The sequence below is a fragment of the Actinomadura gamaensis genome (genome assembly GCF_042652125.1).
In the GTDB taxonomy this organism is placed as follows: Bacteria; Actinomycetota; Actinomycetes; order Streptosporangiales; family Streptosporangiaceae; genus Spirillospora; species Spirillospora gamaensis.
On record NZ_JBHSIT010000013.1, the window covers coordinates 55,822 to 70,132 of the forward strand.

The 14,311-nt window shown below is 72.2% G+C and carries 11 protein-coding genes and 1 pseudogene; 4 read left to right on the forward strand and 8 right to left on the reverse strand.

What is annotated here, in order from left to right:
• Window positions 1–68 precede the first annotated feature (68 nt).
• A complete protein-coding gene (locus ACFPCY_RS35545) occupies window positions 69–1,238 on the reverse strand; it encodes a S8 family peptidase (RefSeq protein ID WP_378262808.1) in 1,170 nt (389 codons plus the stop codon).
• On the opposite strand from ACFPCY_RS35545, the gene lnt reads away from it, so the two are divergent.
• From lnt to ACFPCY_RS35565, 4 genes and pseudogenes are all read left to right on the forward strand, one after another.
• Complete coding sequence (gene lnt, locus ACFPCY_RS35550; protein WP_378262809.1) at window positions 1,194–3,311, forward strand: apolipoprotein N-acyltransferase; 2,118 nt, start codon at window positions 1,194–1,196, stop codon at window positions 3,309–3,311. The two genes, ACFPCY_RS35545 and lnt, sit on opposite strands and share 45 nt — an antisense overlap.
• Window positions 3,312–3,593: 282 nt before the next feature.
• Window positions 3,594–4,088, forward strand: coding sequence for a DUF3145 domain-containing protein (locus ACFPCY_RS35555; protein ID WP_378262810.1), 495 nt, complete (start codon window positions 3,594–3,596; stop codon window positions 4,086–4,088).
• Window positions 4,089–4,920: 832 nt separating this feature from the next.
• The gene (locus ACFPCY_RS35560) at window positions 4,921–5,271 is read left to right on the forward strand and encodes a VOC family protein (RefSeq protein ID WP_378262811.1); all 351 of its coding nucleotides are present in this window, start codon (window positions 4,921–4,923) and stop codon (window positions 5,269–5,271) included.
• A 163-nt stretch (window positions 5,272–5,434) separates the two neighbouring features.
• A pseudogene (locus ACFPCY_RS35565) lies at window positions 5,435–5,851 on the forward strand (DUF6939 family protein); the annotation flags it as partial.
• A 126-nt stretch (window positions 5,852–5,977) separates the two neighbouring features.
• Here the strand turns inward: ACFPCY_RS35565 and fabF are convergent.
• The 7 genes from fabF to ACFPCY_RS35600 form a co-directional block, all read right to left on the reverse strand.
• Entirely contained in the window at window positions 5,978–7,261 is a 1,284-nt protein-coding gene (gene fabF, locus ACFPCY_RS35570) for a beta-ketoacyl-ACP synthase II (RefSeq protein WP_378262812.1), read from the reverse strand.
• Between the two features lie 217 nt (window positions 7,262–7,478).
• Window positions 7,479–7,730, reverse strand: coding sequence for an acyl carrier protein (locus tag ACFPCY_RS35575; RefSeq protein WP_253872206.1), 252 nt, complete (start codon window positions 7,728–7,730; stop codon window positions 7,479–7,481).
• A 40-nt stretch (window positions 7,731–7,770) separates the two neighbouring features.
• Window positions 7,771–8,742, reverse strand: a complete 972-nt coding sequence (locus ACFPCY_RS35580; protein WP_378262813.1) for a beta-ketoacyl-ACP synthase III — start codon at window positions 8,740–8,742, stop codon at window positions 7,771–7,773.
• A complete protein-coding gene (locus ACFPCY_RS35585; protein WP_378262815.1) occupies window positions 8,739–9,656 on the reverse strand; it encodes an ACP S-malonyltransferase in 918 nt (305 codons plus the stop codon). The genes ACFPCY_RS35580 and ACFPCY_RS35585 overlap by 4 nt, the downstream gene beginning before the upstream one ends.
• Window positions 9,657–10,341: 685 nt before the next feature.
• Window positions 10,342–11,463, reverse strand: a complete 1,122-nt coding sequence (locus ACFPCY_RS35590; protein WP_378263154.1) for a PucR family transcriptional regulator — start codon at window positions 11,461–11,463, stop codon at window positions 10,342–10,344.
• A 206-nt stretch (window positions 11,464–11,669) separates the two neighbouring features.
• The gene (locus ACFPCY_RS35595; RefSeq protein WP_378262817.1) at window positions 11,670–12,512 is read right to left on the reverse strand and encodes an alpha/beta fold hydrolase; all 843 of its coding nucleotides are present in this window, start codon (window positions 12,510–12,512) and stop codon (window positions 11,670–11,672) included.
• 728 nt (window positions 12,513–13,240) lie between these two features.
• A complete protein-coding gene (locus ACFPCY_RS35600) occupies window positions 13,241–14,305 on the reverse strand; it encodes an alpha/beta hydrolase (RefSeq protein WP_378262819.1) in 1,065 nt (354 codons plus the stop codon).
• Between the last annotated feature and the right edge of the window lie 6 nt (window positions 14,306–14,311).

A 14,311-nucleotide genomic window follows, 5' to 3' on the forward strand; every position in this document is an offset into this window, starting at 1 on the left:
CTAGGGCCGCGTGCGGACACGTACAGTGCTCAGTCGATTACGGTTACCGCATCGCGTCCGGGCCGTGCTCAAGCCCTGATGATTACGCCGAGGTCCGGGCGGGTAGGGGAAGCCGCCGGATCGAGGATCCGGTCGGCGGCGGCTACGGGAGACAGATTCTCGGTCGCTGCCAAGGCGGCGATGCGACCGGCTACAGCGGGCGCGGCGAACGACGTGCCGCTCCAGGTCGCGTAGCCGGAGAACAGGTCCGGGTCGATTCCGTTGACGCGCTTACGAGGCCCGTCGAACCGTACGAAGCAGCTCGCCACGTCCACGCCCGAGGTGCTGGCGTCCACCCACCATCCGTAGTTGGAGAACCAGGCACGATCCTCCGCGCGCGCGTCGAGGGCGGCCACGCCGACCACGGACTTCAGGGCGGCGGGCCAGAACGGCCGGTCGCCCGCCGCGTTCCCCGCGCACGCGACCACGACCGTCCGGCGGCCGAGAGCGCCCAACGCGCGCGCGAGCACCGGAGACGGACGGTCGTCGAACGTGTAGCAGCCGAGCGACAAGTTGACCACGTCCGCACCGCCCCAAGCGGCGAGCCAGTGCAGCGCGCGGATCACGTCCAGTTCGTCCCCGACCCCGTCGCCGCCGATCACGCGCCGCGCGCGTATCCGGGCGGACGGTGCGTGCCGCAGCACGACACCGGCGATGAACGTGCCGTGCCCGGCCTGCGCGTCCAGCTCGAAGTCGAGATCGGCGTCCAGGACCTCAGCGACCTCGGCGCGCTGCTCGGCGAACCACTCCGTCCCCTCGTACCAGGGGTGCGGGTCCAGTCCGGTGTCCAGCACGGCGACCGTCACTTCGCGCCGCACCGCGGACGGCGCGGGCGCGGGCAGGGCCGAGGCGGCCCGGGGCAGGTCGGCCGGGCCGCTCCACCACAGCGGCTGACCGTGGACGAGATGATTGGGGGAGACGCTCAGGCTCCGGTGCGGCCCGTCACCGGACAGCTGCGCGGCCAGCTCGCAGACGTCCACCTTCGCGGGCGCGCGCAGCCGGAGGCGCGTGACGCCGTGCTCGTCCTGGCGCGAGTCGTACCACCGCCGGACCAGGTCCTGAGCGGCCGCCGCGTCGTCGCCCGCGACGAGCACCTGGTCACGCCGCACCAGTGCCGGACGTCCCGCGACCGGCTCCACCACCACGGCGTCCCGATGCCGCGCGAGCAGCCGTTCCAGCCGAGCCTGCTGATCGAACATTCGCCCTCACCTTCGCGAACCGATCGCTCCCGTGCTCATCGTGCCGGATCGGTAGCTCTCGGTAGTCGTGAATCGAGTTATCCACAACTCGGCCCCGAGTTGGCGAAGGGGGGATCCGGGATGCCTTACTGGAGAGATGAACGAGAGGAACCAGCCGCCCCGGCGGCACATTCCGGACAGTGTCTCGCGGTGAGGCGCACGGTCTGGCTGATTCGCGCTGTCGCCGTGTCGACCGGTGCCCTCCCGATCCTCGCCTTCCCCCGAGCCGACCTCGGCTGGCTGGCCTGGACGGCGCTCGTCCCGGGGATGCTGCTGATGGCGAGGGCCGGCACCCGCCGCGAAGCCGCCGCCCGCGGCTGGTCCTTCGGCGCGGGCTACCTCCTCGCCGCCCTGTATTGGACGCTGCCCTACATCGGCCCCGGCCTGCCCCTCGTCGCGCTGGTGTTCGGCGCGCTCTGGGCTCCGTGGGGAATGGCCGCCCGCGCCCTGATCCCGCGCCACCCGATCTACGCGCTCCTGATCCTTCCGAGCGCGTGGGTGACGATCGAGCTGGCCCGATCCCGTCCGTCGCTGGGAGGCCCCTGGGCGGTCTACGGCGCGACCCAATGGCACCATCCGACGGAACTCTCCCTGGCCGCCCTCGGCGGGATCTGGCTCATCTCCTTCGCCCTGGTCGCCGCGAACACAGCCCTGACCCTCGCTCTGGCGACGCTCGACCTCGGGCCGAGTGCCGCCGCCGAGCTCTCCTACCGCCGCTCATCTGCCGCCAACGCTTCACCTTCTAGCGAGCACGCCTCGCCTGCCGTTAGCGAGGTTCGGCCTGAGTCCGCAGCCGCAGAGGGAATCGCGGAGAACGAACGCCCCACAACTCCGTCCAGAGCATCACCGACCTCCGCCGTGCCGGCGCACCCCGTCGCCTCATCCCGTTCCGGCCATGCCATTGAGCTGACCCGAGAAACGAACGCGACCGAGGAGACGGACTCCACCCGACGGAGAACAGGAGGCTTCCAGGAGAGAAGCAGGGACGCCCAGGAAGCGAATGGCCAACCACGACAACCGATGAACGGAGGCCGAGGAACGAACAGCCGAGGTCGCAGTGACGGACCCGACGGCCGAGGTCGAGGCTTCCAGGTCTCGATGGCCGTGTTGGCCACGGCGATCGCGACCATCGGGCCGATCACCTACGCCTTACGTGCGGAGCCGCCGACGGCGCGAACGATGCGGATCAATCTCGTCCAGGCCGGCATCGTGGACGGGCCGGACGCGCGCCTCGCCACCGGCTTCCGGCTGACGACGGGAGCCGCACCCGCCGACCTCACCGTGTGGGGGGAAAGCAGCGTCGGCGTGGATCTGGACCGCAATCCCGAACTCGTCGCACGGCTACGGCAACTGGCCGCCGCACGGGGCCCGCTCCTCGTCAACGTGGACGCGGCGGATGCGCGAGGCCGCATCACGAAGACAGGTGTCCTGGTCGGTCCGCAGGGGATTCGAGGCCGCTACACGAAGACCCGGCTGGTGCCGTTCGGCGAGTACATCCCGTTCCGCCGCGCGTTCGGCTGGCTCAGCGGGATCAGCAAGGCCGCAGGCCAGGACCGGGTTCCCGGGACGGGGCCGACCGTCATGACCGCGGACGGGACGACTTTCGGCCCGCTGATCTGCTTCGAATCGGCCTTCCCCGATTTCGGGCGCGCGCTCGTCCGCCGCGGTGCGGAAGTGATCGTCTACCAGTCGGCGACGTCCAGCTTCCAGAACAGCTGGGCGCCGCCGCAGCACGCGTCGCTCGCCGCCGTCCGGGCCGCCGAGACCGGACGTCCGACCGTCCAGGCGGCGCTCACCGGAGTCTCCGCGGCCTTCGACGCGCGCGGTCGCCGGATCGCCTGGCTCGACACCGACCGCCGCGGCACCGTCCCGGTCAGGATGGCCGTCCCGCCTCCGGCGAGCCGGACGCCCTACGACCGCGTGGGCGACGTCATCCCCCTCGCATGCTTGATCATCTCATTTCTGGGGATCATGGGCGCGGTGTGGCGGCACCGGAGGGAGGTGCGAGTGACCGGAGAGACGAAACGACAGTGACGCGAATCGTCGTCCGCCCCGGTTCGGGGCGGCACTTGAGGTTGGGTTGGAGTGGGCCGCCGCCGCTGTGGGCGGGGGCGAGGGCGTGGAGCGGGAGAGTCGTTGGGAAGCCGTGCGGCGCACGAAAGTGACGCGACCGCTGATGGTCAAGTGACAGACAAACAATGGTCGCGTGGTGGTGCGTCGGGTGTCCATGATGCAGAATGAGGGACGCGGAATCCGTCTCGGGAGCGTACGAGGCCGTAGGGGAAGACGAGCCTCGGTACAGATCCAGGAGGTCCGGTGACCGCACGTGGCGTTTTCTACGTCCACTCCGCGCCACCTGCGCTGAGCCCGCACATCGAGTGGGCCGCCGCGGGTGTTGTCGGCGTGCCCGTTTCACTCGAGTGGGCCGACCAGCCCGCCGCGCCGGGCACGCTCCGCGCCGAACTCCATTGGGAGGGCAGGCCAGGCACCGCGGCGGGGATCACGTCCGCCCTGCGGAACTGGAAGCTGCTGCGCTTCGAGGTCACCGAGGACCCCACCCCGGGCTGCGACGGCGTGCGCTACAGCTTCACGCCGTCCCTCGGCGTCTTCACCGGCGTGATCGGCGCCAACGGCGACATCATGATCCCCGAAGACCGCCTCCGCGCGGTCATGGCCAACGCCGCCGTCGGCAAGACCACCCTCGAACACGAACTGGACCGCCTCCTCGGCACCCCCTGGGACAACGAACTGGAACCGTTCCGCCGAGCCGGCGACGGGGCCCCCGTCCGCTGGCTCCACGCCGCCGTCTAACCCACCCACCCCAGGCGCGCCCACCCCACCCGGCGCGCCCCCTTCCCCTGCCCACCCACTCCGTCCCCCGAAGCCCCCCTCGCACCCGCTCCCGCCCCGAACACCTCACCCGCCACCTTCACGATCGCGGCCCCCACCGCACCCCCGCTCTCCACACCCCGCCACCCCGCAGCTCCCCAACCTGCGTTCCTTGGCCGCTCCCGCCTCCGTCCGCACCCAACCCCGTGCCCGACATCCCAACGTCACGCCGACATCCGCCCGCGCCATCCCGCGTGCTGCCCTGCTCCCGCATCCCACATGACCCCGCCGACCTGTCCGCCCCGCGTGGGGCCGCGCCGGGCGTGACCATGCCGAGCCCCGTGCAGGTTGCGCGGGATCTCGCCGGCCTGTCCGCCTCGCGTGGGGCCGTGCCGGGCGTGACCGCGCGGAGTCCCGTGCAGGTTGCGCGGGATCTCGCCGGCCTGTCCGTGGCGCGTGGGGCCGCGCCAGGGGTGACCACGCGGAGACCCGTGCGGTCGCGCGGGATCCCACCGACCTGTCCGCCTCGCGCGGGGCGACGCCGGGGGTGACCGCGCCGAGCCTCGTTCGGGTCGCGCGGGATCTCGCTGGCTTGTCCGCGTCGCGTGAGCGCATCGGGTGCGCCGGTTGCGCGGGACCGCATCGCCTGCGAGAGCCGTGTGTGTCACGCATGGAGCGCCGGGGCGTGACCGTGTCGGGTGTGGTCGTGCTGGACGTGACGCGCGGCGTCGCGGGGGACCGCATCGCATGCGCGCGGGGTCTGTCCGCGTCGCGTGAGACCGTGGGCAGGAGTTGGGCGAGGGTGGGAGGCGTTGTGGGGGTTCGGCGGGTTGTGCCTAATGTTCGGGTGGGGAGCGTGGAGGCCGCTCGGGAGTTTTACGGGGTGCTCGGGTTCGAGGAGGTCATGAACCACGGCTGGATCATGACGGTGGCCTCGGCGGAGGTGCCGACGGCGCAGGTCAGCTTCTATGCGGAGGACGACCTGACGGGGCCGGTCTCGCCTGATCTGAGCGTGGAGGTGGACGACGTGGACGCCGCCTACGCGGCCGTCCAGCGGAGTGGCGCGGAGATCGTCCATCCCCTGCGGGACGAGGAGTGGGGAGTGCGGCGGTTCTTCGTCCGGGATCCGGACGGGCGGGTGGTCAACGTGCTGGGGCACCGCTGATCCAGGGGCCAGGGTGGCGTGAACTGTCGGACCCGTCCGGCAGGGTGGGGCCATGCCTGTTCGCGTGGCCAGTCGTCGCCGCACCGCCCTTCGGCGGAATTTTCCGGACGCGGTGATCCTCGACGTGACCTCGCGCGGGGAGGAGCCGTAAGTCCGGCTCAGCCCGTTCTATCCGCATGGCGGGATTCCCGTGCCGGGGCATCCGAAGCGGACGTCGCAGTCCGTCGAAGGTGTCTGGCAGGCGTTGAAGGTGTTCGCGACCGAAGAGGAGGACTTTCGCAAGCTGGACGTCACGACGATGAGGGGGATCAAGCGGACGGTCCGGAAGCTCGGGCCGCCGCTGGGGCATCGGCTCGACGGGCGCCTTCTCGGCTACGAGGAGGCCAGGCGCCTGGTCTACCTGCCCACATATCAGTGGGTGCTCGAGAACCGCGTCGGGGAGCTGGTGGCCGAGCTGCGCGAGCTCAGTGAGCGCCGGAGTGTCGTCCTGCTCGACTACACGACCAACGGGGACGTCGCCGACCTTTCGAAGCCGCTTTCGCATGCCGCGCTCGTTGCCCGGCATGTCCAGGACGGCTGAGTCGGAGCAGGCAGGGGCCGTCTCGTCAGCGGAAGGGGGGATTGTGTCTGCGAAGGTCGCACGCAGAACGCCCGCCCCCGCTTCGCGGCCGGGGCGGGCGTAGCCGGCTGGTGCCGGGCGCGGCCGTCAGAGGGCGCGCTTGAAGGCGACCGAGACGTTGTGGCCGCCGAAACCGAAGGAGTTGTTGAGGGCCGCGGCGGGGCCGTCGGCGAGCTTGCGGGGCTCGCCGTGGACGATGTCCAGGTCGACCTCGTCGTCGATGTCCTCGAGGTTGGCGGTGGGCGGCACGAGGCCGTCGCGCAGGGTCAGGACGGTGATCACCGACTCCAGGGCGCCCGCGCCGCCGAGCATGTGGCCGGTCATCGACTTGGTGCCGGTGACGGTGATGTTCTTGGCCGCCTCGCCGAGCGCCACCTTGATGGAGTTCAGCTCGGCCACGTCCCCGGACGGCGTGGACGTGGCGTGCGCGTTGACGTGCACGATGTCCTCGGGCTTCAGGTCCGCGTTGTCGAGCGCGCGGCGCATCGCCTTCGCCTGGCCGGACCCGCTCGGGTCGGGCAGGACGATGTCGTAGGCGTCGCCGGAGTAGCCGCAGCCGGCGGCGATCGCGTGGATCGTCGCGCCGCGCTTGCGGGCGTGCTCCTCCGATTCGAGGATCATCACGGCCGCGCCCTCGCCGAGGACGAAGCCGTCGCGGTTCTTGTCGTAGGGACGCGACGCGCGCTCGGGCTCGTCGTTTCGTGTGGACATCGCCCGCATCACGCCGAAGGAGGCCATTTGCAGCGGGTGGATGCACGCCTCGGTGCCGCCGCAGATCACCATGTCGGCGCGGCCCGTGCGGATCATGTCGATGGCGTAGCCGACCGCCTCGGCGGACGAGGCGCAGGCGCTGACCAGGGCGTGCGAGCCCGCGGTCGCGCCGTACTCGATGCCGACGTGCCCGGACGCGCCGTTCGGCATCAGCATCGGGACGGTGAACGGCGAGACGCGCGTCCAGCCCTTCTCGCGGTAGACGTCGTAGCTGCCGAGGGCCGTGTGCAGGCCGCCGATGCCGGTCGAGACGACGACGCCCAGACGGTCGCCGTCCATCTCGAAGCCCTCGGCGTCCGCCTCGTAGCCCTTCTTCGTGCGTGGCTTCAGGCCCGCGTGCAGCCAGGCCTCCCGCGCCGCGATCAGCGCGATGGCCTGGCAGCGGTCGAGTCGCCGCAGCGCCTGCTTCGGCATGACCTCGGACGGGTCGACGGCGAGCTGCGCGGCGAACCGCACGGGCAGCTCCTCGACGCCCTCCCAGTCAAGCTTCCGCACCCCGGACCGACCGGCGAGCAGCGCCGACCAGGTCGACGGCACGTCGCCGCCGAGCGGGGTCGTGGCACCGAGGCCGGTCACGACGACGGTGGTCTTGTTGCTCATGGTGTGAGTGCTCCTCGCATAACTGGGGGGCGGCTACGACGCGCCGACGGAACCGTTCGGTCCGTCCGGGGTGCCGGCGCGCCGCGGCCGTGCGGCGACGGCGGACCGCCACCGCGGGGACGACTGATCGGCCCACCCGCGAGGCGACCGGATCGCCTCGCGGACTGGGCCGAGCCGGTCGTCCCGGAGCGGGACGGCTGGTCGCCCGGCGGACGGGTCAGACCTTGAGCTTCTGGACGAAGTTGATGACGTCCTGAACGGTCTTCAGGTTGCGCAGCTCGTCGTCGGGGATCTCGACGCCGAACTTGTCCTGGGCGGCCACCGCGATCTCTACCATCGACAGGGAGTCGATGTCGAGATCGTCGATGAAGTTCTTCTCCGGGGTCACCTCGGACTTGTCGATCCCGACGATCTCGTCGATGATCTCGGCGAGGCCGTCCAGGATCTCCTGCTCGGTGGCGTCTGCCATGGTGTCGGTGTCTCCTTTTTGGGTTGTCCAGAACGCGTGGCTACGGGATCTGGATGACTTGGGCAGCGTAGGACAGTCCCGCGCCGAACCCGACCAGCAGGGCCGGGGCACCGGACGGCACGTCGCCGCGTTCGATCATGTGCGCGAGGGCCAGCGGGATCGAGGCCCCCGAAGTGTTGCCGGACCGGGTGATGTCGTCGGCGACCACCGCGTTCGTCGCCTTGATCCGGCGCGCGATGAGGTCGATGATGCGCAGGTTCGCCTGGTGCGGGACGATCGCGGCGAGGTCGTCCGGGACGAGCCCGGCCCGCTCGATCGCGGCGAGCGCGGTCGGCGCGACGGCCGTGGTCGCCCAGCGGAACACCGCCTGGCCGTCCTGCTGGATGTACGCCTTGCGGTTCTCGATGTGGATCCGGTCCGGCTGGCTGCCGTCGCTGCCCCACACGACCGGGCCGATGCCCGGGGTTTCGGACGGCCCGACGACGGCCGCGCCCGCGCCGTCCGCGAAGATGATCGCGGTCGAGCGGTCCGTCCAGTCGATCCACTGCGACATCTTCTCCGCGCCGATGACCAGCACGTTCCGCGCGGAACCCGTGCGGACGGCGGCGTCGGCGGCGGCGAGCGCGTAGCAGAAGCCGGAGCAGGCGGAGTTCAGGTCGTAGGCGCCCGGCGCCTCGATGCCGAGCCGGTGCGCGACGGACGGCGCGTGGCTCGGCATCGGCGACTCGGCCGAGCAGGTCGCGACGATCACCAGGTCGATCTCGGACGGCGCGAGCCCGCTCGCGGCGAGCGCCTTGCCGCCCGCCTGGACGGCCATGTCGACGATCGTCTCGTCGTCCCCGGCGATCCGGCGCTCGACGATGCCGACCCGGCTGCGGATCCACTCGTCGTTGGTGTCCATGACGGCCGCGAGATCGTCATTGGTGACGATCCTGGCAGGCTGGTGGTCGCCGAACCCGAGCACCCGGGCACCCGGGCGAACCGGCTCGGCTCGCAGCGTGACGCCGGTCATGACGTGTGCGCCTCGATCAGCTCGCGCGCCTTGCCGAGGTCCTCCGGGGTCTTCAGGGCGAGCAGCTCGACGCCCTTGAGCTCGCGCTTGGCGAGCCCGGTCAGCGTGCCCGCGGGCGGCAGCTCGATGATCGCGGTGACGCCCAGCTCGCGCATCGCGGCCATGCACGCGTCCCACCGGACCGGCGCGCTGACCTGCGCGACCAGCCGGTCGAGGTACTCGCGTCCGGACGTCACGACCGCGCCGTCCCGGTTGGACAGCAGCGTGCTCCGCGGGTCATGGACGTCCGCGCCGGGGGCCAGCCTGGCGAGGGTCTCGACGGCGGGCGCCATGTGCTCGGTGTGGAACGCGCCGGCGACCGCGAGCGGACGCAGGCGTGCCTTGGCGGGCGGCTCGTCCGCGAGGGCCTGGAGCTGCGCCGTCGTCCCGGCGGCGACCACCTGGCCCGCGCCGTTGACGTTCGCGGGGGTCAGGCCGTGCTTCTCCAGCACCTGCAGCACCTCGTCGGGGTCGCCGCCGAGCAGCGCGGTCATGCCGGTCTCGGTGACGGCGGCGGCCTCGGCCATGGCCCGGCCGCGCTCGCGGACGAGCACGAGGGCGGTCTCGGGGCTCAGCACGCCGGAGATCGCGGCGGCGGCCAGCTCGCCCACGCTGTGCCCGGCGACGGCGTCCGGACGTCCGCCTCCCGGGTAGAGCTGCTCGTAGGCGGCCAGCGCGGCGGCCACCAGCAGCGGCTGCGCCACGGCGGTGTCACGGATCTCCTCGGCGTCGGCGGTCGTCCCGTACCGCACCAGGTCCAGCCCGGTGACAGCCGACCACCAGGCCAGCCGGTCCGCGACGCCGGGCACCTCCAGCCACGGCTGAAGAAAACCGGGGGTCTGGGCGCCCTGCCCGGGCGATGCGAGGAGAATCACGCGATCCAGCGTGCCGGGTGCGCCACCTTCCTGCCGATGCGGAAGCAGACGAACTTTGGTCGCGACGCTTTGTACGACCCCTACAACCCCCATACCGGACACCCCGCCCCCTTCCCGTCCAGGTCCCCACCCCGACGGCCGCGAGCACGAGGCCGAACCCCCGCCGCACCGACAAGTCCGCAAGCCAGGCCGCAAGCCGGGCCGCAAGCCGTCAGGTCCCGACCTCCCCCCCCCCCCCGTGGACGGCCGGCCGCCTCATCCCAGCCCGATGGACGAAAGCCTCGAAACGCAGCGCCGAGGCAAGCCACATCTCACCCATGCGCTTTCCACAGCAGCAGACAGTCACCACCTAGATAGATGCCGGTGGCAGCCCGACCGACTCTTTCCGAAACCAGCTCGCCGCCGACCCTGCGGAATGCGCCGTCCCAGCAGGAGCCGTCCAGTGAACGACGTGGGAGCCCCCGCGCTTGGCCCAATGGGAACGCAAACAGCGCCGTCGCGGAGTGCGCTTCGCCGGGCCGCGCAGGGTGCGACTGCTCGCGCCCGCCCTGCCCGTAGCCCTGCCTGGCCAGCGGTGAGCCGCGCCCTGGCCGTCATGTGAGCGCGGGGTACGCGTGGACGGCCCGCACCAAAAGGGAGCCCGCACGCGCGGTGAGCTGCGCAAAGAGGCGTGTGGTGGGCGGGGTTAGGAGCGGGTGGGGCGGCGGGAGAAGCGACCCAAGGCCAGGGCGATGCGGAGGGTGAAGGCGTTGCGGCCGTCGGTGGGGGCCAGGCCGGTCAGTTCGGTGACGCGGCGGAGGCGGTAGCGGACGGTGTTGGGGTGGACGAACAGGAGGCGGGCGGTCGCTTCGAGGGAGGACCCTTGCTCCAGGTAGGTGGTGAGGGTGTCGAGGAGCGGCGCGCCCGCGTCGCACATGGGGTCGTAGACGTGGTCGACCAGATGGCGGCGGGCGACCTCGTCGCCGTCGAGGGCGCGTTCGGCGAGCAGCTCGTCCGACTGGACGGGGCGGGGCGCGTCGGGCCATCCGGCGGCGGCGCGCAGGCCCGCGAGGGCCGACCGGGCGGAGACCGGCGAATCGTACAGATCGCCGACGGTCGGGCCGACCACGACCGGACCGGGGCCGCACTTGGCGGCGATGTGCCGGGCCGCGCCGACCGCGTCCTCGGTGCCGCCGATGATCACGACGACCCGGGTGCCCTGGACGCCGGCGAGCGCGTCCACCCGGGCGCGGCGCGCGGCCAGCTGCATCTGGTCGATGGTGACCTCGGGCTCCTCGTCCTCCGGGGTGAAGCCCGCGATCACGGTGACGGGCTTGGCCGTCCAGCCGAGCGCGGCGGCCCAGGAGTGCATGCCGTCGTCCACCTCGCCGCGCAGGACGGCGTTGACGACGAGGGCCTCAAGCCGGGCGTCCCACGCGGCGCGCGTCTCGGCGGCCTGCGCGTACACCTGGGCGGCGCCGAACGCGACGTCCCGCGTGTAGCGGAGGATGGCGACGCGGAGCTGCCCCTCGCCGCCGGGGGCGGCCAGCTCCTCCAGCCGGGTCTCCACCACGTCGATGATCACGCGGACCATGTCGATGGTGTGCCGCAGCTTGATCGAGCGCATCAGCTCCCGCGGCGCGGTCCCGAAGACCTCCGCGGCGATGGCCGGCTTGGCGGTCTCGCCGCTTCCGAACCACTCGACGAACGCGGCGATCCCGGCCTGCGCGACCAGCCCGATCCAGGACCGCTGGTCGGCGGGCATCCGCCGGAACCAGGGAAGCTGCTCCTCCATGCTGGCGAGGGCCGCGGTGCCGAACGTCCCCATCGCCTTCTCCAGGCGCTTGGTCGTCTGCTCGCGGAGCGCCGCGTCGCTGCTGCTGTCCACACGTCAAGAGTGCCATCTCGAACGTGATGAATCGCCCCGTCACCCTCAAGTGAACTCCCCGGTAACCCAGTACTCGCCAGTAAGGACGTCTTTCCGGGACGGGGCTGCCGCAGGCTGCGAGGAGGCCGCTGAGCTGCGGGAGAACGTCAGGACGTGTGGCGGAGGAGGGCGTCCGTCACGGTCGGCCAGGTCACCCGCGGCAGGCCTTGGCCGACGCCGCGCAGCGTGAGCAGCGAGGCTCCGGGGATCTCCTCGGCGAGCGCCACGGCGTTGCCGTGCGGGAAGAACGGGTCCTCGTCACCGTGGACGACCAGGGTCGGCACCGCGATCTCGCGGAGCCGCTCGCGCCAGCGCGGCGCGCAGTCGATCGCGGCGAACATGATGCCGAGATGGCTGGCGGCCTGGGCTTTCGGCGTCGGCTCCGCGCGATCGAAGATCCGCCCGGCGGTCGCGCGGACGTCCGCCTCGTCGAACCCGCGCGAGCCCGCCAGCAGCTTCGCGCCCTCGGTCATGTAGTCGACGACGGCGTCCCGGTCGGTCCAGTCGGGCTGCGGACGGCCGAAGAGCTTCCCCATCACGTCCGGGTCGTGGTCGGGCAGGTCGGGATCGACCGGCCCCGGCGCGACCGGGCGGGTGGAGACCAGCGTCAGCGACGCGACCTGGTCGGAATGGTCCAGGGCGAGTAGCTGCGCGATGAAGCCTCCGACGCCGAGCCCGGCCACGTGCGCGGGCCCCAGGTTCAGGGACGTCAGCAGCTCCGCCGCGTCGGTGGCCAGGTCGCGCAGGTCGTATTGCGGCGCCTCGGGATCGGCGAACGTCGACCGGCCCGCGTCCCGCAGGTCGTAGCGGACCACGTAACGGCCGGTCAGCGCCTTGCACAGCTCGTCCGGCCACGTCAGCACGGTGACGCCGATCAGCAGCATCGGCGGGTCGTCCGGGTCGCCGAAGGTCTCGACGTAGAGCTCGGCACCGTTGACGTCGATCCGCACGAGAAGCTCCTTCCGCATCCTCCGCCGCTATTCCGGACGGGGCCTCCGCGCAGAAGTCACCGACGAAAAACCCCGTGTCCACGACCTTGCCTCAAATCCGTCACCGACACGCCGTCCGGATCCACCCATCTGCCCCGATCCGAGCCCCCGGCCCCCGGCGTCACAGTGCTCCCACGCCCCCTTGACCTCTGCCCTCCGGACGATGGCCTTCCGTCCTGGTGACTCCTCGCTCACGCCCGGGTGACAGGTCTCGCACGTGGACGTCCGGGAGTCGGAGGCAGGAGTCGGACAGCGCCGCCGCGACGCGCCCGGCTTCCGAAGACGATCTGGGACGGCCCGGCACCTCGGGGCGCTGCCCCAGCCGCGTCCTGGCCAGGAACGATGGTGCGGAGCGCGCAAGCCATCGACGTGGAGAAGCCGGAAGCGCCTGGCGAGACTGCCTTGCCGGGCAGGCGCCCTTGCCGAAGCCTTACCGGGGGTCCTGCCGGGCCCCTGCCCAGGAGCCCTGCCGGGCTTTGCTGGGGACCTCGCTGAGGAGGGCTGCCGGGGCCTTGCCCAGGGAGTCTTGCCGAGCCTGCTGGGGACCTTGCTGAGGAGGGCTGCCGGGGCCTTGCCCGGGGAGCCTTGCCGGGCAGCTCTGCCGGGACTTTGACGGGGCCCTTCCGGGGAGCCTGACGAATGGGCGGCAGGGCGGAGTTCGGTCGGGAAGGTTCGGACGGAAGGGCGGGTCAGGCGCGAGTGACGTTGGCGGGGCGGCCCAGGGCGATGTAGGTGAGGTTGCGCAGGGACGGGGAGCCGGGGGCCAGGTAGTCGCTGTGGCCGGAGCGGCCCGCCTGGAAGACGCGGGCGCCGAAGCTGCGGGAGACCGGGTCGGGGCCGAGGCCCAGGCCGAAGATGCGGACGTGGGGGACGTCCTCCATCCAGTCGGTGGCGCCGCGTCCGGCCCAGACGCGCGCGGTCGTGCCGAGGCCGCCGGCGGTCCAGGCGGTGGTGCCGGGGCTGCCGAACAGGGCGATGTCGGACACCTTCTGCCAGGCGGGGCCGCCGGGACCGTAGCCCTCCATGGCGGCGCGACCGCAGACGACCGAGCCGTAGCTGTGGCAGAGCAGGCCGACCTCGGCGGACGGGTTGGCCCGGTGCATGCCGACGAGGAAGCGGCGCAGCTCGACCGCGCCGCGCTCGGCGCGGGTATCGGTGAGGACGTCGCTGCTGAAGGTCTTGGGGGCGGCGTAGCCGAGCCAGGCCACGACCGCGAGGTCGCTGGCGGGGGCGAGGCGGCGGGCCTCGTCGTAGACGGCGCGAGCGCCGCCGCCGGGGGACGCCCAGGGGCGTCCGGCGCGGGTGTCGAAGCCCGCGATGGTGGAGTCGGCGCCGGGGACGAGGACCGCGACGCGGCGGGCGTGCGCGAGGTCGCCGACGACCTCGACGGCCTGGCCGCGGCCGCGCGGGTCGACGGAGAGGAAGTGCCGGTCGGGGCGCAGGAAGGCGGTGAGCGCGCGGGCGCGGTCGGTGTCGCCCACGTCTTTGGCGGTCTTCAGGGCCTTCTCGATCGTCACGCGCTCGGCCGCGTAGCGGGCGGTGAGCGTGGTCGGCGAGAGCATGGGAACGGGACCCGGCTTGGCGTAGGGGTCGGCGTGACCCGTCCCGGCGGTGGTGAACAGCACGCCGCTCGCCAGTACGGCGCAGGCGGCCAGCCGGCGCAGCGGGTGCCTGCGCCGGTGCGGCCGTTCGGCCGGCGTTTCGCCGGCGGACTGCTCACTGGAGAACTGCGGCGTCTCGGAAGACTGCGGCATGGCGTC

Coding starts and splice junctions, on each gene's coding strand:
- ACFPCY_RS35580 (WP_378262813.1), bottom strand. CDS start 8,742: ATGACCGGCGTCACGCTGCGAGCCGAGCCGGTTCGCCCGGGTGCCCGG.
- ACFPCY_RS35545 (WP_378262808.1), bottom strand. CDS start 1,238: ATGTTCGATCAGCAGGCTCGGCTGGAACGGCTGCTCGCGCGGCATCGG.
- lnt (WP_378262809.1), top strand. CDS start 1,194: ATGCCGCGCGAGCAGCCGTTCCAGCCGAGCCTGCTGATCGAACATTCG.
- fabF (WP_378262812.1), bottom strand. CDS start 7,261: ATGAGCAACAAGACCACCGTCGTCGTGACCGGCCTCGGTGCCACGACC.
- ACFPCY_RS35600 (WP_378262819.1), bottom strand. CDS start 14,305: ATGCCGCAGTCTTCCGAGACGCCGCAGTTCTCCAGTGAGCAGTCCGCC.
- ACFPCY_RS35575 (WP_253872206.1), bottom strand. CDS start 7,730: ATGGCAGACGCCACCGAGCAGGAGATCCTGGACGGCCTCGCCGAGATC.
- ACFPCY_RS35590 (WP_378263154.1), bottom strand. CDS start 11,463: ATGGGGACGTTCGGCACCGCGGCCCTCGCCAGCATGGAGGAGCAGCTT.